Consider the following 21,525-nt stretch of genomic DNA (forward strand, 5'->3'; position numbering starts at 1 on the left):
TATTGTTTAATTTACCTGAAACTCATTTTAATTTCGGAGGAGACGAATACATTTATGCTGAAATTTCTCGTGAAATGAGAATTGAGAGTAACTTTAAAGCAATTGCGGTGACTGAGGAGCTGAGAAAAAGAGAAATTCCAGGCATTATTGATATTGTTTCATCCAATGCCTCCTATTTAGTTCGTTATAATCCGGACATCGTCTCAGCAAGAGATTTATTGGACTATTTAAAAGAAATAGATTTAACGAAAAGTAATCCTGAAAAATTAAATTTATCAGTACGAATAGTAGAAATTCCAGCATGGTACGACGATCCAGTGTCAAGAGAATATTCCCTGCGTTTTAAGAGCAGACACCCGGCCCCTGACTTAACAGATTTTGAATATGTGATGAAAGTAAATGGGTTTACAGACAAAGAATCATTTATTAAAACTCATTCAGATACACCCTATTTAATTACGATGGTTGGATTTCTGCCTGGAACGGGTTGGCATTTTCCGCTTGGATTAAAGCCAAATGAGATCATTCAAGCACCAAAATATAATAGTCCCCGTACAGAAACGCCGGAAAGAAGCATTGGTATAGGTGGTGCATTCAATGTGATTTATCCAGTCAATGGACCAGGCAGCTATCAACTAATAGGACGATCAGCTATCCCTTTAGTAGATAAAATAAACCCTTTAGAAGAGACTTCCTTTTTGGCAAGACCCGGAGATATATGGAAGTATCGTCCTGTTAAGGAATCTGAATATAATGAGATCGAAAGCAATGTAAGTACTGGAACGTATATTAATAAAGTAAAAGAAATTGATCTTTCGCCACTTGAATATGTACAAAAAGGAAAAAAGTATATCGATGAGCTCATGGAGGGTTTTTAAATGATAGAAATTAAGGAGCCTGGGTTATGGAACACGGTACAGGACATGGGACGCGTCGGAAAGTATCATCTGGGTGTACCGCCATCAGGAGCAGCTGATAAATATTCATTTATTATCGGAAACCTACTAGTAGGAAATCCAGCTGAATTTGCATCACTTGAGATGACATTATTAGGGGGAAAGTTTGAAATTCATAGAAATCTAATTATCGCCCTCACAGGTGCTCCAATGGAAGCATACTTAAATCACCATCGATTATCTTTCTGGGAAGCCCATAAAGTAAAAGAAGGAGACATCTTAACGATAAAAGCTTGCCAACAGGGGGTGAAAAGCTATTTAAGTATCTCTGGTGGCATAAAGGTTCAAGATGTTTTAGGTAGTAAATCAACCTATGAACTAAGCCAGATTGGGGGCTTTGATGGCAGAAAGTTAGCTGTAGGCGATAGAATACAGATTAATGAGCCACTGCCGGGAGCTTCAAAGCAGGTTGGTAAATCTGTTCCACTAGAATTCGTCCCAACCTTTAATGACTTTCAAGAATTACGTGTCACGATGGGGTTATCAGGTTACTTGTTGAGCGATCAGGGGTTAAAAACTTTTCTCAATTCGGAATGGATCGTTTCGCATGAATCCAACCGGGTCGCTTACCGATATACTGGCCCAAGTGTGACATTTACTGAGCAATACCCACCATTCGGTGCAGGAACTAGTTTTTCAAATGTAGTTGATTTTGCGTATCCTATAGGATCTGTTATGTTTACAAATGAGGAAGAACTGATTGTTTTACATAATGATGCAATGACAGGTGGTGGTTTTGTCACAATAGGCACCGTCATAAGCCAAGATTTAGATTTAATTTCTCAATCTAGACCTTTATCGAAATGTCACTTTATCACAGTTACCATTGATCAGGCCATCCAAGCGAGAGCAGAAAGAAGAAAAAATATGGAAAAGTTGTTCGGCCTTATTAAAAGGTAAGTAATGACTTAAACTTAAACTTAAACTTTGGACCAACATAATAAATTCATTCTATAACAGGAGCAAAGTGTATGAGTGTATATGATGTGGCTCAAAAAACACTCGATAACAGAAGCGGAAATCAAGAGCTTATTGTCAATAAAGAGTTTAGATTGAAGTCGTTCCAATAAATATGTACTTTTGATTCCAAGGAATATGATTACTACGTGAGCACCTCTTACTGGGGTTGCTCTTTTTTATTATTAATGCATATACCATTGAAAAGCCAGTACTTTATGTTTTCTTGTATAGGACAATCTCTGATCAGGAAAAGCTGGATATAAGGAGGCGATGTATGAATGGGTACTTTCGAAGTTATTTCCCTGATGCTAAGCTTTGGCATGTTTGTAATTGCTATTCTTGATTTCAAAAATCATGACAAGAATCCTTGAAGATATTGAGCCAGGACGATGTGTTTGATTAATAATCGAAGCGTTTTAAAAAATGCCGGGTTGTTTAAGAAGGTATTGATTTTCACGATTTTTTAAACTTGCAGAGAACACCATTAGGAGGTGTTCTTTTTTGTTTCCAATGAGTTTCAATCGCATATTCAATGCATATATAAGTATCATCTTTGACAAAACAATGATATACAAGTATAGTCTCTAATAGACCGGTTGATATAATTCAAGGAGTGATCCAGCTATGGCAGAGAAACGAAACTCTAAAGACATTCTTATTGAAGCTGCTTCCCGACTTTTTCGAATACGTGGATATTATGGTGTAGGGCTTAAAGACATTATTGAGGAAAGTGGAATCCCAAAAGGTTCTCTGTATCATTATTTTCCGAAAGGCAAAGAAGAATTGGCGATAGAGGCGATAATTCATACTAAAGAATTCGTGATAGATGAAATTCAACGGGGCTTTGATGAAATCGATGACCCCATCAAAGCCATTCAGGCTCATATTTTTCAATTATCCGAGGTATTTGGGGATAGTGAAAATCTATTAGGACTGCCAATCGGAACGATTGCAGCGGAAACATATACGACAAGTGAGCAGATAAGAACGGCCTGCCAAGAAGCGATAGAAGATTGGCAATCCATATATGTGAAGAAATTACTCGAGGCGGAATTCAGTGAGAAACGGGCAAAAGAATTGAGTATCGTAATTAATGCTTTGATTGAAGGCGGTATCCTTTTATCCTTAACGGCGAAAAGCGGGGGACCTCTCCAAGCCATTGCCGAACAGATACCATTATTGCTGATAAATAAATAAGTCATACGAAAAAATTATCTTAAGCTTAGGTCGAACAGTTAGTAATTGGAGGAAATATTTTATGTCTACAGATGCAACACAGCAACAAAAACCAGTCATTAGAACGACTCCCATTTTAATTGCATTTTTAATTGCAGGGTTCATTGGGTTATTCAGTGAGACGGCATTAAACATGGCTCTGGGTGATCTAATACAAGAGTTCAATGTCAGTCCTTCCACCGTGCAATGGCTGACAACGGGTTACCTATTAACATTGGGGATATTGGTTCCCGTTTCGGGACTCTTGATTCAGTGGTTCAATACTCGTCAATTATTCATTGCCTCAATGGTATTCTCCATCATTGGGACGCTCATTGCAGCAATTGCACCTGGGTTCGGCATCTTGATGCTAGCCCGTGTCATCCAGGCAATCGGAACGGGTCTTTTATTGCCTCTCATGTTCAATACCATTTTATTGATTTTCCCTATCCATAAAAGGGGAGCGACGATGGGATTGATGGGGCTGGTGATCATGTTTGCCCCAGCAATCGGGCCGACAGTTTCAGGTTTGATTATTGAAAACCTGAAGTGGAATTACATTTTCTGGGTGTCTTTGCCGTTCTTTGTGATCGCTTTACTATTCGGTCTCAAGTATATGCAAAACGTTTCAATAATCACCAAACCTAAAATTGACGTACCATCCATTATTTTATCAACCATTGGTTTTGGCGGAATTGTTTATGGCTTTAGTATTGTCGGAGAACAAGGATGGAGCAATGCGATAGTTCTTTCCTCTATCATTGTCGGACTTATAGCGCTCTTCCTGTTTGCTGTAAGACAATTCAACATGGATAAACCGATGATTGACTTGCGCGTTTTTAAATACCCGATGTTCACATTTGGTTTAATAACCGTCTTCATCACCTTCATGATCATCATGTCATCAATGATTCTCTTACCGCTATACCTGCAAACCGGGCTTGCATTAGCTGCATTTTCTGCTGGGCTGGTACTATTACCGGGTGGAGTGCTTAATGGTATCATGTCTCCGGTTACGGGGCGCATTTTTGATAAGTTCGGGCCAAGAGGGTTAGTGATCCCTGGCTTCATTATCATGATTGTCATGTTATGGACCTTGACGAACGTAACGACTGAAACGACGATCATTATGGTAGTCGTCATGCATTCCCTCCTTATGATTGGTGTTTCGATGGTCATGATGCCGGCCCAGACAAATGGGCTGAATCAACTGCCGAAAAATCTTTATCCGGATGGAACTGCTCTAATGAATACATTGCAACAAGTATCAGGGGCTATCGGTACAACCGTTGCCATTACAATCATGTCAGCATCCCAAAAAAATTATATGGCAAATGCAGAAGATCCGTTCGATCCATCTGCCATTAGCGGTTCATTGACTGCAGGCGTTCAAGATGCCTTTATTTTCGGTCTTGTCCTTGCAATCATTGGTTTGATCGTGTCTTTTTTTATCAGAAGAGCACGAGACTAATAAGATAGTAATGAAGAAAAATAAATTAGCCAGCAGGGAAAGTAATTTTCTCTGTCTGGCTTTTTCATTGGTCTTTATTACCATATTTTATCAAAAGCGCTAAAATCAGAGTGAATTATTTGAAAATTAACCACTTATCGGATAATCTTACACAATGAAAGTTACTAAAATTTAGCTCAGGTTAAGCGGTTAACGGGAGGAACTTATATGAAAACAATAAAAACCAAAATGTTTGAACCTGTAACAATAGGTGCATGGAACTTAAAAACAAGAACGGCTATGGCTCCTATGACACGTTCGTTTGCCGATAACGAAACTGGTGTTGTGAATGACCTGACCGTAGAATATTACCGAAAACGGGCTCAAGATGGAATCGGACTTATCATTACTGAAGGTGTAGTGATTTCACCAAGAGCAAAGGGCAATCCTGGAGTTCCCGGTATATATACTCAAGAGCAAATCAACGGCTGGAAAAAAGTAACGGAAGCAGTACACGCTGAAGGCGGAACGATTATTGCGCAAATCTGGCATGTGGGCCGTGCAAGTCACCATGAAATTGCAGGAGGACTTCCTCCGCAGGCTCCGTCACCTATCGCTGCAGAAGGTAAGGTTTCACGATTCGGCAAACCTTTTGACACTCCTGAAGAAATGACAGAGACGGATATTGCAGAAGTTGTGAACCAATATAAACAAGCTGCAAAGAATGCAATGGTTGCTGGTTTTGACGGCGTTGAAATTCATGGTGCACATGGCTACTTAATAGACCAGTTCAATTCTGACACCTCCAATGAAAGGACCGATCGGTACGGTGGTGATTTAAAACAGCGTCTGACATTTATGAAGGAAGTGCTAAAAGCAGTCATTGATGCGGTTGGAGTGGAACGTACCCTTATTCGTTTCTCGGCTTTGAAAATTGACCAGCCGTCTTACATGTGGGAAGACCCTGAAAAAGCGATCCAAACATTTATTGAAGCGTTCAATGAAACAGGAGTCAAAATGATTCACCCATCCACGATGGAATTTACCAAACCGATTGCAAGAGGATTGACCATGCATGAATTGGTACGCAGCCACTGGGATGGAATCATAGTCGGTGTGGGCGGGCTTGATCCTGAAACAGCAGAAGCAGCACTGGAAAAAGGCATCATTGACGTTGCGGCGATTGGCCGTCCGCTTATAGCCAACCCGGATTATCTGGCACGAATTAAGAAAGATGAAAAACTTGTTGATTACGAGGTAAAGAAACATTTAGGGCATCTGATTTAATAAATGTAAGGCTGGCTTGTTCTTTGACAGGACGCCGCAGCAACCATACTTCATTTTCTAAAACTGATGCGATTCTTCTTCAAGAAGGGTCGCCTTTTCTTATGAACATAAAAGGGGAGAGTGGATGGTATATCAATGGAACGTATCATGGTTATCGGAGTGTCCGCGGGTGTCGGAAAATCTACTTTTGCAAGAAGGCTTGGAGATCATTTGAATATCGAAGTATATCATTTGGATACATTCTACTGGAGGCCTGGCTGGGTGGAGGCTCCTTTAGAGGCTTTTATTTCTGCCCAGAAGAAGGTATTGAGTCATGACAAGTGGATAATGGAGGGCAACTATAGTAATTCTTTTAATTTACGTTCGGAGCTTGCCGATACGATTATTTATTTAGAACTTCCTCTCCGTGTTTGCCTTTACCGGGTTATAAAACGTTGGTTGTCTAATATAGGTAAAACAAGGCCGGATATGGGCAAAGGCTGCAATGAAAAATTAGACTGGCAGTTTATTAAATTTATCATGACCACCTATTTTCCTCGCAAGAAAGAAATGAAAGCCAGATTTGCCGATCTTCAAAAGAGTGACCCTGAAAAGCTAATAGTTATTTTAAAAAGCAAGCACGAAATTGAAGGATATCTGTTGAATGTGATGGGATAAGCTTTTTTACCACTTAATTTTAATGACACTTAGAGATGTTAGAAACTGCTCTTAACAAAAATTTGGAATTAATATAAAGACCAAACGGAAAAGGGATCTTCCAATCGAAGATCCCTTTTTATACCATGAACTAAATGGCCGTATATGCAAGGGGCGATTACGGTAACCCACTAATCTAGTCTATCATCTTTTAACTAAAGGCTTTACATCTTGCGGAATAGGGGAGATATAGCTTTTCCCTTGTAATCGTTCTTTTAGCTCCGTTTTTGCCTTTTCAACTAATTCTGGATTTTGAAGCACTTCTACTGCAGTTGCCGCAATAACCTTGCCAGCATGAAGCATTCCTTTATGGGCAATGGATGTTGATCCTAGTGTAACCCACTGCCAGCTATGCAAAGGTGACCCAAGAACAAAACAAGCTGTTGTGCATTGGGCAGTAGGAACAATCCAACTAACATCTCCCACATCCGAGGAACCTGTTAATGGCGCTTGGAGGCCCTCAATAGGTTCTAACCAATTTGCCAATGCATCATCTTGATTATCTTTAAAAGGATTGATTGTACTGTTCCTTTCTTGTTCGGTTAAGGTGGCGCGGACTTCTTTGGCAAGCTGTTTTTCCTTATCATCGTGTTGTGGAATACTTAATTCTTGAAAATTCTTGTACATGACGGATTCTAGCACATTGTTTTGGATAACATTGGAACAGGCTTTGTCGAAAACGATTTCTAATTCAGTTCCTGTCATAAGGGCAGCTCCTTTAGCAATATTACAAACTCTCAAGTAAATATCTTGAACTTGTGAAACTTCTGGAGCTCGTAATAAATAAAGAACTTCTGCATCTTGTTGGACAACATTAGGCGATAATCCACCTGAATTCGTTATTGCATAATGGACTCTTGCTTCTTGGATGATATGCTCTCTTAAATAGTTCACACCAACATTCATAAGTTCTACCGCATCTAAAGCACTCCGTCCCAAATGTGGTGATGCTGCTGCGTGGGAGCTTTTCCCTTTAAATTTATAATACACTTGGAAATTTGAAAGCGAATCCATCGACATAACGCCGTTAACATCCAGTGGATGCCAACAAAATGCAAAATCAACGTCATCGAACAATCCTTCTCTGACCATGAAGGTTTTGCCTGATCCGCCTTCTTCTCCAGGACATCCATAATAACGAACTGTCCCATTTATATGATTCTCTTTCATATAATCCTTCACTGCAACAGCTGCAGCTAAAGATCCCGTACCAAGTAAATTGTGACCACATCCATGGCCATTTTCACCTTGTACTATTGGCTCTTGTTTAGCTGTAGCTTTTTTTTGACTCATTCCTGACAGCGCATCAAATTCTCCCATGATTGCCACAACAGGTTTACCAGTTCCATAGCTGCCAATGAATGCCGTTTCTATGTTTCCAACACCTTTTTCAACAGAAAATCCTTCGTTCTCTAAGGTGCTGCATAGCAATTCAGCAGATTGATACTCTTCAAAGCGTGTTTCAGCAAAATTCCATATACGATCACTGACTTCAATGAATTTTTCTTTTTTTTGTTCAATGATTTCCGATAATCTATTTACATGTGTCATTTTACACTCTTTCCTTCCTATATATATTCTGAAGAATTATTTTAATAGGCGTCTTGCAATTAGATTCAAAAGTTCTGCACACCTTGGTAAAACCTCTTCTTGAATATCAAATTTAGGGTGGTGATGTGGTGCAGGAATATCAGTCCCGATAATCATATATGTCCCTTTTCCGCCATTATCCTGTACTCTTCGAATCATAAAACTTGCATCTTCGCTACCAGCAGAACCGGATTCCCTGCAAGCTTTGATTGTTGAAAAACCTTCTACATTCCTGGCTTCTTCCATGGCCAGTTCGACAAGTTCTTGATCACAACGAATCGTAATTGCTTGACCTATAATTTCAATTTCATGTTCAAGCTCATGCATACCTGCACTATGAGCCACGATATTTCGAACACGTTGCTCCACTTCAGCATTTGTTTCTTCGGATACAGAACGGGTTTCAATGATCATTTTTGCATGCGCTGGAATAATATTAGCGGCTGTTCCTCCATTAAGAACACCTACGTTCACGCGGGTAGAGCCTGAACTGAATCTTGGAATGGCATGAATATTTAACAATGCGGTGGCTGCTCCTAATAATGCATTTTTACCTTTTTCAGGAGAAGCACCTGCATGAGAAGATACCCCATGAAAATGGGCAGTCATTTTCGTACTTGCTAAAAAGCCGGAAGACCCACCGTGAAATTCTCCCAGAGGGACATCTGTGCCAAGGTGCAGACAATATATATGATCCACATCATCCAAAATTCCTTTTTGTACAATTGAATAGGCACCGCGTACGCCTTCTTCAGCTGGTTGAAAAATAAGCTTTACCGTTCCTGCGAAATTGCCATCCGCTAATTTTTCAGCAAGCCCTAAGCCAATTGCCGTATGGCCATCGTGTGCACAGGCATGCATATTGCCCTCATATTTGGAACGAAAACCGTTTATTTGTGGGAAGTGGTCAGAATCAGTACTTTCTGTAACAGGCAATGCATCCATATCAAATCGGAAAGCGACAGTTGGGCCATCAGTTTTACCTTTTAATATACCGATGACGGCAGTATATCCGCCCTCCATTTCTTGGAGGATTTTTGGATTGGCGCCATCTTGTAATGCTCTATTAAATGTTTCCTCTAATACTTCTATAGGGGGGACTCCACGGCGAGAATCACCATCTAAAGCATCTTTGCCAAATATCACGTTATATTTCAGAGAAGTTAGTGCTTCTACTACCTTTGAAGCAGTTCGAAATTCCGTAAAGCCAACTTCTGGATGTTGATGAAGATCACGTCTTAAAGAAATAATATCCAATTCGTTTCACTCCTAATTTATTTGATGATAATTCATATAATACGATTTGTTGTTTAGATCAAGCAGCACAGCCCCTCAAGTCGCTTAAGGGGCATGCGAGGCGCTTGAGATTTTTAAATTACGGTAATTTCGGATATACTCCGGGACCAATTGGGAGGCCAAGGAAATACCAAACAACTACCAATAGCGTCCAAATGATGAAGATGATAATCGGATAAGGCAATATAAGAGAATAATAAGTTCCTAGTTTTGCATCTTTTCGATACTCTTGTAAGAAACTTAAGAATAGTGGGACAAATGGAGATACAGGAGCCAATGGCAGTACAGATGAATCTGCTACCCTGAACAACATTTGGGCGAAGGCAGGATGATAGCCTAATACCATGAACATTGGGACAAAAACGGGTGCCAATATAGACCATATTGCAGATCCGCTGGCAATGAACATTGAAAGAAGTCCAGATAAGAACATTAGCCCAATTAGGACAGGTGCACCTTCTATGTTTAGCTGTTCCAAGAGATCTGTGATGGATAAAGCCAAAAATTTACCCATATTACTCCAGTTAAAGCAAGCGACAAACTGGGAAAGCGGGAAAACCATGATAATGAATCCGGCCATTCCTTTAATTGGGTCTACTAATAATTCCGGAATGTCATTTTGTTTCTTAATCGCTCCCACCTTAACTCCATAAGTAATAGAAACTGTAAAAAAGAAGAGTAAGATGATTGCGACAATTCCAGACATGAATGGCGAGGGGAGAATCGCTCCAGTTTCTGGATTTCGTAATAGAGCTCCTTCTGGAACGACTAGAACGGCCATAACAGCAATAAAAATCAATGCTGAAATACCTGTAGCCAGGAGTGCTTTGTTTTGTTGCTTCGTTAATTGCTCCAATTTCTTATGCTGACCGCTACCTTCATACTTTCCTAAGCGCGGCTCGACAAATTTATCTGTAATCAAGGATATAACTACCGTGAGTACGAGAACGGAAGTCGCCATAAAGAACCAGTTATCAGTAACATTAACGGTCAAATTTCCATTCATGCCTTTCGCTACTTCCGAACTAATTCCTGAAAGCAAGACATCTGTTGTGACGATTAATAAGTTGGCAGTGAAACCTGAACCAACCCCAGCGATGGCAGCGAGCAACCCAGCAACAGGGTGCCGTCCCACAGCAAGGAAAATTAGAGCACCAAGGGGAGGCATAATAACAAGCGCTGCATCAGAAGAAACATGACTAAAAAAGGCAACAAATACAACTAAATAACTAGCGTATTTCCCTGAGACTTTTAACGACATTTTCCGAATCAAAACTTCTAACAATCCAACTTTTTCTGCTAATCCTACTCCTAGCATAAGAGCTAAAATAGATCCCAGTGGTAAAAAGCCGGAAAAGTTTTTAATCATATTCGGCAAAATCCATTGGATGCCTTCACGGCTTAAGAGGTTTTGAACTTCCACTCTCTCTCCACTTATGGGGTCCGATGCCGAAACATGGAAAACTGATAAGAGAGCGGTTACAACAAATAAAAAGGCAATCATATAAATAAATAAGATAAAGGGGTGGGGGATTTTGTTTCCTATTCGCTCTACTCGATTGAAAAAACCACCCGTTTTATGATTTTGAAGATTAGTTGTATCTTTAATTACTTTTTGTTCCATTACATTCTCCTCCTAAACCTTCTTCCATTTGTAGTTTGTGCGTTTTGCACCATTCCATTTATAAACTTTTTCTCTAAACATGCCTTAAACTCAAATTACCGTCTTTCATCCTTTGAGAACTTCATTAATTCCTTCCAATATACTGATTTTTAATTAACGAATATTTAACGCTATTTTCGTTAAATGTATTATATAATTAAGAATAATCTATTTCAATAAAATTTTCAGAAAAAAGAGAAATTATTTTATGGTAATTATTGTTAAACAAACAATAGGATTCGAAACCTTTGAGTCAAAAAGTCCTGCCACTCTTGAACTCACGATAGATAGGAAAGCATATTAAGCAGCACCGTTTATTAATGTCAAACGGTGCTTTACATGCTTTTATATTTGGCTCTCATTTTTATTCCCTGATAGGGGTGGTTATTTTGATATAATAAAACTAATAGTATGATGTAGGGGTGAAATAAACTTGTATAAAATTGGGGTTGTAGGTCCACTTTCATCTATAAAGAAAATTCGGGATGTTACTAATGAATTTGAACATGAAATAGATTTTATTGATTTTCCATATGAAGATGCACGTGAGGTAACGGACATTATAAAAAAACACCAAAGTACAGTAAATGGTTGGTTTTTCTCTGGACCAGTTCCTTATAGAATAGCAAAAGGAATGTTGGATTCAGAGGCCAATTTTACATATTGTCCTCCCGTAGGATCTAGTTTATATAGATGTTTATTACAAATGTCTGCAGATCAAAAACATTTTTTCGATAAGTTATCCATCGATATGATTCGATTGGAAGACTTTTTTCTGCATGAGTCACTGCAAGAGCTAGGGATTTCCACCGAACATATTTATGTAAAAACATTTGATGAACAATATGATTATCAAGAAATTGTTCAATTTCATCTTCAGTTGTGGAGGGAAGGGGAGATACATGCTGTCCTAACCGTTTTACAATCTGTATATGAGGCCTTGAAAAAAGAAAATGTTGCTGTCTACAAAATAAATATGACAAAGATGGAAATCCGGCAAGCGGTCAAGATTTTGATTGAAAAAGCAAAAAGCACCTATTTTAAAGATAGTCAGATAGGTGTAGAGATTATTGAAATTGATCAGTTTGATCAATTTGTGGACGAGGTTAATATTCGTTATCATCTTCAGCATTTGGAGCTGAAAATTAAACAAACCTTGCTTTCATTTTGCGAAAAATTAGATGGATCACTCATAGAAAATGGAAACGGCCGCTATCAAATATTTAGTTCACGCAAGGCAATTGAACGGGAAATTGGCAGCTTGCAAAGTACTGTTCAATTACTGGCCCTTGAAATGGATGTCTCAGTTGCAGTGGGTATTGGTTTTGGAGAGACGGCTGCATCGGCAGAAATCAATGCCCGCAAGGCAATCCGTCATTCGAAGAAGCAAGACAGTTCCGGAATTGTTGTTATCCAAGAAGATGGTGTAATGATTGAATCCGTAGGTCAAGAAGAACAATTGGCATATACCTTCCGTTCTAATGATAAAGAACTGCTAGATAAATTGAATCAGGCTAACATTAGTGTAAAAACGTATAAAAAGATAGAAGCATTGGTTGATCGTATGGGCTGGGACGGCTTCACTTCCTCAGACTTAGCTTCTCATTTATCCATGACCGTTCGAAATGCTCAGAGAATTATGAGTAGTTTGAGTGAAAGCGGTTTAGTGGAGTACAAAGGAGAAGAACTTCAATCACCTCGGGGAAGACCTCGTAAAATTTATATGTTAAAGAAGTAACACCTCGACGTTCTTATTATCATGTAAATGCAATCGATTTACGGTGAAAGTTTTGAAGGGGATTCTCATTAGTAATGAGTTTGATTATCTGGATCTAGTCATTTAAACTTTATTTTAACCTAGAGAGCTGAAAATCAGCTCTTTTTCTTATGGTGCAATATCAAAAAGATGTTCCTCTATCATTCGTATATGTAAAAATACCAGAACAGTTATAAATGATAGTAATATCGTTATTCAATTTAGGGAAAGTAAACGTTGATTTGCAACGAACTATATAGAAAGCTGACTTGTAAACCTCTCATTAAAAGCTTATACAACGTATTTTTACTTCATGTTGCATGATAAAATGATACAAAAGAGAAAAGTTTGGCGAGGGTATGAAAACAATTAATCTTTCCTTTTTGCTGCTTATATGATCAAGAGTAACAAAACAACTAATAACCAGGACTCAATACAAATTGAGCAATAGTTAGACAGCAGAAAGAATTAGGATTACGATATCATGACTTAGATTAAACCAGGATATTCTACAAAGAACAATGAATCTATTACAGATGATAAAGGAAGTCGATTACTGGATGTATAAAATCGGACTTGTCGGTTTAAAAACTTCTATAGAAAAAATTTTAGTATTGGCAGAAGAATATAAACATGAGTTGGAATTCATCTCTTTGCCCTATGAAAGGACCGAAGAGGTAGAGAATATTGTAAAGGAACATGATTCTCACGTACATGCATGGCTTTTTTCTGGTCCACTTCCCTATGAAATTGCAAAAAGAACACTGGGTACAGATAAAATAATGGTCCATGTTCCTGCCACGGAATCAGGTTTTTATAAATCCTTTTTAGAGATGATCTACGAACAAGGAAAAATCATTGAGCATCTAAGTATCGATACTATGTCCTCAAATAATATAAGCGAAGAAGCTTTGTCACAGTTGAATATAAAGACCCAAAAGATTTATACGAAAGTGTTTGAGACAGAGGTTGATACGGATGAATTGGTACATTTTCACTTGAATTTATGGAATAAGGGAATGACAGAAGGTGCTTTTTCTTGTTTTCCGTCCGTGTGTGAAGCTTTAAGGGAGTATGGCATTCCAGCCTACCGGATGTCGATGAGTAAGATGGAAGTGCGGCAAACGCTTCGAATCCTTTCTGAAAAAGTAAAGGCTTCCTACTTTAAAGATACACAAATCGGAGTGGAAATCATTGAAGTCGAATACTTTGACAAAGTGGCAGAGGAAATGAAAACTCCTTATCATTTACAGTACTTGGAGCTTCGGCTAAAAGAAATGTTGATTCAACTTGGAGAAAAAATAAATGGTTCCTTTTCAGATAAAGGGAATGGGAGGTACATGATTTTTAGTTCTCGCGGCGCGATTGAACGAGAAATCATTATGCTCGAAGATACCATCCAAAAATTGGCGTTTGAAGCAGATACACCCGTTGCCGTTGGAATTGGCTTCGGCGAGACTGCCTATTCGGCGGAAATCAATGCTTTTCGTGCTATTCAACATTCAAAAGAGATGAAGAAGCGAGAAATTGTGATTATTCAAGATGATGGCAAAATTATCGAATCACCAGGCAAAAAGAAAGAACTGCAATATGATACCCGTACCCACAATAAACCCCTTATAGAAAAGTTAAAAAGCGGAAATATCAGTGTCAAAACGTATAAGAAAATCTCGGCTCTCGTTCAAAGAATGGGCTGGAGTGATTTTACTACAAAGGACTTAGCGACACATCTTGAAATGACAGAGCGCAATGTACGGCGTATTGTTGCGGATATGTGCGAAGTCGATTTGGCACAATGCGTTGGTGAAGAGGCTAACGCCACCCGTGGAAGACCGAGTAAAATTTATCAATTATTATAAATTACAGGCACCCATAATTTGGGTGCTTTTTTATTTCTGCTTCATGTCGCATTAAAAAGTTCAACAATTAGATGCAGTGCAAAAAAACAGTTTGGAATTTTCAAAAAATAATTGTAATGAAGACCGCGTGAGATTATACTCTATTTAAGGAATTTTTTCCTTAAACTATCCTAAATTAGTGGTCGTTATGTAAATTGAATGAAAAAGGGGTTGTAGTGGATGTCTCAAACTATAATGGTTCATGATTTGATCGAGGCTGTTAAAGGTGAAGTGATTGCTTGGAGAAGATATTTACATAAGTATCCTGAGCTGTCTTTTCAGGAGGAAAAAACAGCACAATTTGTTTATGAAACGCTGCAAGCTTTTGGTGAATTGGAAATTTCACGTCCGACAAAAACGAGTATTATGGCTCGTTTGATTGGTCAGCAGCCTGGGAAGGTTATTGCACTGCGGGCAGATATGGATGCGCTTCCAATTGTAGAAGAGAATGATTTTGACTTTGTGTCACAGAATTCAGGAGTTATGCATGCTTGCGGACATGATGGGCATACGGCGATGCTGCTTGGCACAGCAAAAATTCTTACACAGTTAAAGGATCAAATTAAAGGTGAGGTGCTCTTTTTATTTCAACATGCTGAGGAACTGCCGCCCGGTGGTGCTCAAGAAATGGTGAGGGCCGGTGTGCTTGATGGAGTGGATATGATCATTGGATCCCATCTCTTGTCGACTCTTCCTTTAGGGAAAATTGGACTAAGTTACGGTCCGATGATGGCTGGGGCTGATACTTTTAACATTACCGTGGTGGGTAAAGGGGGGCACGCCTCACAGCCTGAACTTACCGTCGATCCCATAGCAATTGGAACTCAGGTTGTATCAAATCTCCAGCACATTGTTTCGAGGTATCGAGATGCCCAGGAAGCCCTGGTGATTTCAGTGACTCAGTTCCATGCGGGAAGTGCGATTAATGTTATTCCAAGTAAGGTAAGCATTGGTGGATCAGTTCGCAGCTTCAATCTGGAACTGCAGGAAGAAATCCCGAATTTTATCGAACGGATAGTAAAAGGGATTACTGAAGCGCATGGAGCTACTTATGAATTCGATTATCAGTTTGGTTATGCTCCTACCATTAATGATGAAGAAGTTACCCGATTGATGGACGAAACGGTCTGTGAAATATTTGGTGAAGAAAGTCGAGAAATTTCAAAGCCAATTATGGGAAGTGAAGACTTCTCTGCTTTTCAAAAAGTAGTTCCGGGATCTTATATTGGAATAGGAGCTCGTAATGAAGAAAAAGGGATTATATATCCTCACCATCATCCCAAATTTACAGTCGATGAACAGGCTCTACAAAATGGGGTGAAGTTATTTGTTCATGGGACTTTAAAAATGTTAAATCTAACTTACTAGGGGGTTAAGAGTTTGAAAAAAATATATTGGCTCGGAATTATCCCGTTTCTTGGCTTTATTGTGGGCGCTTTGTTTACAAATAAAGTAACTCCCTATGTTCTGGGTATGCCATTTTTTCATTTTTGGATTGTACTTTGGTCTGTGCTGACCACAGGTATAATGGGGATTATTTATCTACTCGATCCTGCTAATCAGAAGGGAGATTCAAGATGAACATTGCCGTTTTTTTCATCCTGTTTTTTTTCGTCATTTCCGTTTTGATTGGTATCCAGGCTAAAAAAGGGAAAGAAATGAACTTGGAACAATGGTCAGTTGGAGGTCGCGGAATGGGAGCCCTATTGATTTTCCTCTTATCCGCAGGTGAAATGTATACTACCTTTACCTTTTTGGGTGCAAGTGGTTCGGCTTATGGGGAAGGTGGTTCCATCTTTAGTATCGTGACATATGGCTGTCTGGCTACAGTCATCTCCTATTGGACATTTCCGGCAATCTGGAGGTATGCAAAGAAACATAAATTAGTTTCCCAATCTGATTTTTTTGTGAAAAAATATCAAAGTCCATATCTTGGTGTGCTTGTTGCTGTAATAGGTGTTATAGCTTGTACTTGCTACTTAGTCCTGCAATTGAAGGGTTTAGGATATATCGTTTCTGCAACATCCTATGGGGTCATTTCTTCTACAGCTGCCATTTGGGTTGGAGCAATTGGTGTTACCATTTTTGTAATGGTTTCCGGTATTCACGGTTCTGCCAGGACAGCTATTTTGAAGGATATTCTGATTCTTGGCGTTGTTGTATTTTTAGGAGTTTATTTCCCACTTCATTATTATGGCGGTCTTCAACCTATGTATGAGGCCGTTGAACAGGCAAAGCCGAACTATACCATACTTCCAAATCAGGGAATGAGCGTTTCATGGTATATATCGACCGTTGTATTAAGCGCTATTGGATTTTATATGTGGCCGCACGGGTTTTCTCCTATTTATGCTGCCTCTAGCGAGAAAGCACTGCGAAAAAATGCAATCCTAATGCCAATATACCAATTGATTTTATTGTTTGCCTTTTTTGTCGGGTTTGCAGCGATCTTACAGATGCCTGGATTAAAAGGCGGCGACGCCGACCTTATCTTGCTGCAGCTTTCTAAACAAGAATTTGATCCATGGTTTGTAGGCTTAATCGGTGGTACTGGCGTGTTAGCCGCTCTAGTCCCAAGTTCCATGCTGTTGATGTCTATATCAACATTGCTTGCGAAAAATGTATACAGCGTATTCACTCCATCTGCAACGGAAAATCAAATTGCAAAACTGGTAAAATATTTGGTTCCGCTTATTTCTCTAGTAGGGATTTACTTGACCTTTAAAGGTGGAAACACCCTCTTTAGTCTCGCTTTAATCGCCTATAATTTTATTACACAACTTGCTCCTGCCTTTTTCGCAAGTTTGATGAGAAAGAATTTTGTAACCAAACATGGAGCATTTGCAGGGATAATAACAGGAGGAGTACTGGTTTCCATCATGGAACTGGGGAATATAAAAATTGGACAACTGTTTCCTTATCTTCCTCAAGCAATAAAAGACCTGAATGTGGGTATTATCGCCCTATTTGTTAACATTGTTGTTTTAGTGGTGGTCAGTTTGATGACAAAAAACTTTACTTATACTCATCAAGATACTGATGATTTGGAGACATCAACACTAGAGCAGAAGATCTAATGCAAAAAGAATCAAATAGCTAACGCAACATGATTTTTTACATTCACTTCCGGTATAAATATGTAACACGAATTCCTTCCAATTAAAACTTTCCTGGGGTCAGTTTTGCAGCACTCCATTTACAGTTTGGAACGCTTTTAAAGAATTGGGCTTTTGGAATCAAAGTTGGTCCAGTGGACACAGGATAATTCAATGATCGCCCTTTTTTGAAGGGGACCTTTGAGAATTGTCCTTTTTAATCTCTTTCTGCCAAATAACTAAGAAGATTATCTGCAAAAAAACAACCGGTCTGAATATGACCGGTTTGTTTCATTTACTTACTCTGATTTAGAGCTCTGATCTTTATTTCTTTTATTTCCTTTGCTGTTGTCCCCGCTAATAGGAGTTTGTCCGTGTAATTGCGGTGAATTTTGGTTACCGCTGCCTTTATTGAACTTTTTTGTCATGTCTCACATCTCCTTTCTTTTTTCAAATACAGTTTGTCCCTTTTTGGTGAACTTATGTTTTTCACTTGTAAGGAACATCCTTATCAAGTGATCTTTTTCATTCACGGCTAGTAAGGTAGCTCGGTAGGAGGATAGATAGAACAATCATTGCCTGTTGAAAAAGGAGCTCAGCTGCATATCGATCTGCATTTCGCCCTTGAGGGATTTTACACAGACAAAGTGTGCAAACTGGCTGTTATGACTGTTGAAAGTTCTAATTATGAAGATGAAATAAAAAATGTTATGGAATGTTTGGGAACTAGAGGGTCTTTTTAACATAAGTTCATACAAGAGGGTTAAATTACATAGTTCTTACTTTATTTTTAATAAGCTTGCAGTAGTAGTTTGTAGCTCTGAAAAAAAGAAAAGTATATACAGATAAATGATTTCAAGGATACATGTGGTATTCCTTTTTAAAGCATGTATAAGCATCTTCATAGTCATCTTTCCTTTCTAATTGTAATTTCATCAATTATACTAATGAATTTATACAAAATCTTCCTCTTTGTTAGATTACCTGCCATTGTTTTTCTGGATGTAAGTTTTTATTGAAAAAGGATTGTTTACCAGGTGAACCTTCAGGTAAATGATTGAAGTCATTTCTATTACCACGATAGAATATATTTCACGTGTATTTTAGGAATCCAATAACTGATTTTGGTATGTACTTTATGAAGGATCAGTCGAATATTTGCTTCACAGTTACTAGCGCTTGTACCATAAATTCGATATGAGGGAGCTTTTCTGGTTTCTGCGGGGCAGAGTAGCTCGGAGAAAATATAAAAAACAAAAGGCAGAATTATTCTGCCCTTTGTCTACAGTTTTTTTTGATTTGTACAATTTGAACGTCGATTTCCTCTCCAGGCACTCGCTTTCCGCGGGCGGTCCGGGAGCCTCCTCGGCTTGCTCCTTCCGTTTCAATCTACTTTGTTTTAATTTTTAGATAGAACCCATTTGCTTTTAACTCATCCAATAAATATTCAATTCAAATTCTTAATGATCTTAATTTCTTTTAGTAATACAAACACATATGAGATACCCAGGGCTAAGATGATACAAACTAAAAAGATTATTCACCTTAATATTGGGGCACGAGGATCATTTGGGTGATCTTTGCAAACCCGGGGAGACACGACTCTTAATTGTTATTTTTACTGGTAAAGTCATTTTTGTTTAAAAATTCTATGATTCCATTAATTAATCCAGTGGATAATGGTAGTTCAGGATTTGTATAGGTTGCTAAATTTCCCGCTCGATCTGCAGGGGCTTCTTTCAATACGTGATTCATCTTTTCGAGTATAAGTAATTCAGAATCGCTTTTTTCCGTATGTAACGCCTTTGCGTTAGTTGCCGGCACTTGAATGTCTCTATTGCCGTTTACGATCAGAACAGGGATATTCAGTTCCTTTACTGATTCTATCGGGTTATATTGAATCCAAGAAATCATGTAAGGTTGAACAGAAGGGCGGAATACATTCTGCAAATCTGCACTGACAGTCTCGACTTGTTTTCCTTGTTTAAGCTTTGCCAGTATATCTTTCGATTCCGTTAATAACTTCGGTGTCAGTTGCTCTTCAAGCTGTTTGATGAGTACCTGGTCAATAGGTTCGCCTGGACCTGCCAATGAAATGAATATGTCTGTTTCTGTTTTCTTAGCTGCTTCCATTCCTATTAAAGAGCCTTCGCTATGGCCGATGATGCCGACTTTGGAAAAACGGCCATCCTTTTTGGCAAATTGAATCCAGGCAGCTGCATCATCAATATACTGTTCAAATCTCAGGTCCGCTTCTCTTCCTGCCAATTGCATATTTTCACCAATTCCGCGCTTATCATATCTAATGCTTGCGATACCTTTTTCTGCAAGACTCTCGGCTAACATTTTCAAACTATTATTTTTTCCCGGATTTCCAATGGTGTTACCATCTTTATCGGTCGGACCAGAACCCGCAATTAAAATCATCACAGGAAAAGGCCCTTCATTTTTTGGTGTTTCTAAAAGGCCTTTAATGGTTCCGTTCTTTAAGTCGGCCTGCACGATTTCACCTGATTCTTTTTCTTCAACTGCCTGATCGGAGTTCTTGACCAATTCAAAGGGGAACTTTTGCCCTTTTTGAACAAATGTTCCTGAAATCCTTTTCTGATCTACTTTACCATCAAACGTTATTTGCTGATTTTGGATCTTCATATCAAAAAACAAGTCTGATTTACTTAACTTTACACTTGTTAAGGGGAATTCGTTCAACCCTTGTACAGGAATACTTATGGTTCCACCTTTCTTCGTAAAATGAACAATGATTGGAAGTGGTTGATTTGGAATCTTAATATCTCCCTCCCATCTGCCTTCAATAGCTTTCAATGAGCTCACTTCCTTTGAATTCTCTTCCACCTGTACCGCCTCCTTGGTTCTGCAACCTACCATTAATACAAAAGTACTTACGAAAATACATATAATCGTCAAAAGTTTTTTCATTCGAGCGATTTCCTTTCTAAAGTAATTAGAGATAAAAACTATTTCATGTAATGTTTTTTTTTTGTTTCAGACATTCATATCCGTCTCCATTATAAGTAAGTTTTAATATCAAATTCCAATATTTTCCCTTGTGATTGCGTTTATTTTTCCATTGTCCCTTTTTAAATAAGGTGGCAATTGTGGAGGGATTTTTTAATTAAGAGAACAGACCGTCTTAATCGAGAGCGCCTAAGTCGGTGCTGTTTTCACGTTCCCTTTTTAAAGATCGGGATATTAGGTCAAAATTAGAATTATTTGAATCAAACATTGACATCTAAAAGAAACTCTTTTAGAGTGGATGTGTAAATTAAATATCCTCGTTAGGTGAGGCTCCTGTGTAGGAGATACGCTACTGCCCAAAAATGTCGAAAGACGCCAATGGGTCAACAGAAACCATCGACATAAGGTGGTTTTTAATGTAGCTGGCTTTGTCCTATGCCACACAGTGCTAAAGCTCTACGAATGGAGGAACTGGATTTATGCTTGTATTTGTCATTCAGTCTTATACGACTGTTTGTATTTGTCATCCAGACAATGTACGCATATATACCGTATTTAACACCTTCATTTGTAATGGAGGTTTTTTTATTTTTTCCTGGGGGTGAGGAATTTGGATAACTATTCACGTCGACATACACGTGAATGAAAACAAGATTTTGGAAGGGGAATAAATATTTTTTTTACTCT

The 21,525-nt window shown here is 38.6% G+C and carries 17 protein-coding genes and 1 riboswitch; of the genes, 12 read left to right on the top strand and 5 right to left on the bottom strand.

All coding sequences use genetic code 11. The features are described 5' to 3' along the window. Positions 1–2 precede the first annotated feature (2 nt). The 7 genes from ACSR9O_RS22440 (at position 3) to ACSR9O_RS22470 (ending at position 6,525) form a co-directional block, all read left to right on the top strand. A complete protein-coding gene (locus ACSR9O_RS22440) occupies positions 3–878 on the top strand; it encodes a 5-oxoprolinase subunit B family protein (RefSeq protein WP_402939878.1) in 876 nt (291 codons plus the stop codon). Beyond that, a complete protein-coding gene (locus tag ACSR9O_RS22445; RefSeq protein WP_402939875.1) occupies positions 879–1,856 on the top strand; it encodes a 5-oxoprolinase subunit C family protein in 978 nt (325 codons plus the stop codon). It abuts the gene before it with no gap. Between the two features lie 338 nt (positions 1,857–2,194). Then, the gene (locus tag ACSR9O_RS22450; RefSeq protein WP_220126990.1) at positions 2,195–2,287 is read left to right on the top strand and encodes a putative holin-like toxin; all 93 of its coding nucleotides are present in this window, start codon (positions 2,195–2,197) and stop codon (positions 2,285–2,287) included. Between the two features lie 253 nt (positions 2,288–2,540). Further along, positions 2,541–3,113: a TetR/AcrR family transcriptional regulator gene (locus ACSR9O_RS22455; RefSeq protein WP_230178042.1), complete on the top strand. Its 573-nt coding sequence runs from the start codon at positions 2,541–2,543 to the stop codon at positions 3,111–3,113. 61 nt (positions 3,114–3,174) lie between these two features. Continuing rightward, the gene (locus ACSR9O_RS22460; protein WP_101223383.1) at positions 3,175–4,602 is read left to right on the top strand and encodes an MDR family MFS transporter; all 1,428 of its coding nucleotides are present in this window, start codon (positions 3,175–3,177) and stop codon (positions 4,600–4,602) included. A 207-nt stretch (positions 4,603–4,809) separates the two neighbouring features. After that, positions 4,810–5,868 carry an alkene reductase gene (locus ACSR9O_RS22465; RefSeq protein ID WP_101223382.1) on the top strand — a complete coding sequence of 353 codons (1,059 nt, stop codon included), beginning with the start codon at positions 4,810–4,812 and terminating at the stop codon, positions 5,866–5,868. A 135-nt stretch (positions 5,869–6,003) separates the two neighbouring features. After that, positions 6,004–6,525, top strand: coding sequence for a P-loop NTPase family protein (locus ACSR9O_RS22470; RefSeq protein ID WP_101223381.1), 522 nt, complete (start codon positions 6,004–6,006; stop codon positions 6,523–6,525). A gap of 183 nt (positions 6,526–6,708) precedes the next feature. On the opposite strand, the gene ACSR9O_RS22475 is transcribed toward ACSR9O_RS22470, so the two are convergent. The 3 genes from ACSR9O_RS22475 to ACSR9O_RS22485 form a co-directional block, all read right to left on the bottom strand. Further along, entirely contained in the window at positions 6,709–8,115 is a 1,407-nt protein-coding gene (locus ACSR9O_RS22475; protein WP_491725131.1) for a M20 family metallopeptidase, read from the bottom strand. Between the two features lie 36 nt (positions 8,116–8,151). Next, complete coding sequence (locus tag ACSR9O_RS22480) at positions 8,152–9,411, bottom strand: amidohydrolase (RefSeq protein ID WP_491725132.1); 1,260 nt, start codon at positions 9,409–9,411, stop codon at positions 8,152–8,154. Positions 9,412–9,529: 118 nt separating this feature from the next. Then, positions 9,530–11,074, bottom strand: a complete 1,545-nt coding sequence (locus ACSR9O_RS22485) for an AbgT family transporter (protein ID WP_402939862.1) — start codon at positions 11,072–11,074, stop codon at positions 9,530–9,532. 472 nt (positions 11,075–11,546) lie between these two features. Between ACSR9O_RS22485 and ACSR9O_RS22490 the strand changes: the two genes are divergently transcribed. From ACSR9O_RS22490 to ACSR9O_RS22510, 5 genes are all read left to right on the top strand, one after another. Next, positions 11,547–12,851, top strand: coding sequence for a hypothetical protein (locus ACSR9O_RS22490; RefSeq protein ID WP_491725133.1), 1,305 nt, complete (start codon positions 11,547–11,549; stop codon positions 12,849–12,851). Between the two features lie 578 nt (positions 12,852–13,429). Next, the gene (locus ACSR9O_RS22495) at positions 13,430–14,728 is read left to right on the top strand and encodes a hypothetical protein (protein WP_491725499.1); all 1,299 of its coding nucleotides are present in this window, start codon (positions 13,430–13,432) and stop codon (positions 14,726–14,728) included. A 219-nt stretch (positions 14,729–14,947) separates the two neighbouring features. After that, complete coding sequence (locus ACSR9O_RS22500) at positions 14,948–16,135, top strand: M20 family metallopeptidase (RefSeq protein ID WP_491725134.1); 1,188 nt, start codon at positions 14,948–14,950, stop codon at positions 16,133–16,135. A 12-nt stretch (positions 16,136–16,147) separates the two neighbouring features. Continuing rightward, positions 16,148–16,348 carry a DUF3311 domain-containing protein gene (locus ACSR9O_RS22505; protein WP_053344651.1) on the top strand — a complete coding sequence of 67 codons (201 nt, stop codon included), beginning with the start codon at positions 16,148–16,150 and terminating at the stop codon, positions 16,346–16,348. Next, the gene (locus ACSR9O_RS22510; protein ID WP_230178053.1) at positions 16,345–17,844 is read left to right on the top strand and encodes a sodium:solute symporter family protein; all 1,500 of its coding nucleotides are present in this window, start codon (positions 16,345–16,347) and stop codon (positions 17,842–17,844) included. Before ACSR9O_RS22505 ends, ACSR9O_RS22510 begins: the two co-directional genes overlap by 4 nt. A gap of 317 nt (positions 17,845–18,161) precedes the next feature. On the opposite strand, the gene ACSR9O_RS22515 is transcribed toward ACSR9O_RS22510, so the two are convergent. Beyond that, positions 18,162–18,290, bottom strand: a complete 129-nt coding sequence (locus ACSR9O_RS22515) for a hypothetical protein (RefSeq protein WP_290370132.1) — start codon at positions 18,288–18,290, stop codon at positions 18,162–18,164. A gap of 1,177 nt (positions 18,291–19,467) precedes the next feature. Then, the gene (locus tag ACSR9O_RS22520; RefSeq protein WP_402939850.1) at positions 19,468–20,715 is read right to left on the bottom strand and encodes an alpha/beta hydrolase family protein; all 1,248 of its coding nucleotides are present in this window, start codon (positions 20,713–20,715) and stop codon (positions 19,468–19,470) included. Between the two features lie 432 nt (positions 20,716–21,147). Next, a riboswitch (M-box (ykoK) riboswitch) is annotated at positions 21,148–21,313 on the top strand. Positions 21,314–21,525 lie beyond the last annotated feature (212 nt).

Source organism: Peribacillus sp. B65 (genome assembly GCF_058513295.1).

Excerpts from the sequence above, each read along its gene's own strand:
- ACSR9O_RS22445 (WP_402939875.1), top strand. The coding sequence starts at position 879 with ATGATAGAAATTAAGGAGCCTGGGTTATGGAACACGGTACAGGACATG.
- ACSR9O_RS22450 (WP_220126990.1), top strand. The coding sequence starts at position 2,195 with ATGGGTACTTTCGAAGTTATTTCCCTGATGCTAAGCTTTGGCATGTTT.
- ACSR9O_RS22455 (WP_230178042.1), top strand. The coding sequence starts at position 2,541 with ATGGCAGAGAAACGAAACTCTAAAGACATTCTTATTGAAGCTGCTTCC.
- ACSR9O_RS22460 (WP_101223383.1), top strand. The coding sequence starts at position 3,175 with ATGTCTACAGATGCAACACAGCAACAAAAACCAGTCATTAGAACGACT.
- ACSR9O_RS22465 (WP_101223382.1), top strand. The coding sequence starts at position 4,810 with ATGAAAACAATAAAAACCAAAATGTTTGAACCTGTAACAATAGGTGCA.
- ACSR9O_RS22470 (WP_101223381.1), top strand. The coding sequence starts at position 6,004 with ATGGAACGTATCATGGTTATCGGAGTGTCCGCGGGTGTCGGAAAATCT.
- ACSR9O_RS22475 (WP_491725131.1), bottom strand. The coding sequence starts at position 8,115 with ATGACACATGTAAATAGATTATCGGAAATCATTGAACAAAAAAAAGAA.
- ACSR9O_RS22485 (WP_402939862.1), bottom strand. The coding sequence starts at position 11,074 with ATGGAACAAAAAGTAATTAAAGATACAACTAATCTTCAAAATCATAAA.
- ACSR9O_RS22495 (WP_491725499.1), top strand. The coding sequence starts at position 13,430 with ATGTATAAAATCGGACTTGTCGGTTTAAAAACTTCTATAGAAAAAATT.
- ACSR9O_RS22500 (WP_491725134.1), top strand. The coding sequence starts at position 14,948 with ATGTCTCAAACTATAATGGTTCATGATTTGATCGAGGCTGTTAAAGGT.
- ACSR9O_RS22510 (WP_230178053.1), top strand. The coding sequence starts at position 16,345 with ATGAACATTGCCGTTTTTTTCATCCTGTTTTTTTTCGTCATTTCCGTT.
- ACSR9O_RS22515 (WP_290370132.1), bottom strand. The coding sequence starts at position 18,290 with ATGACAAAAAAGTTCAATAAAGGCAGCGGTAACCAAAATTCACCGCAA.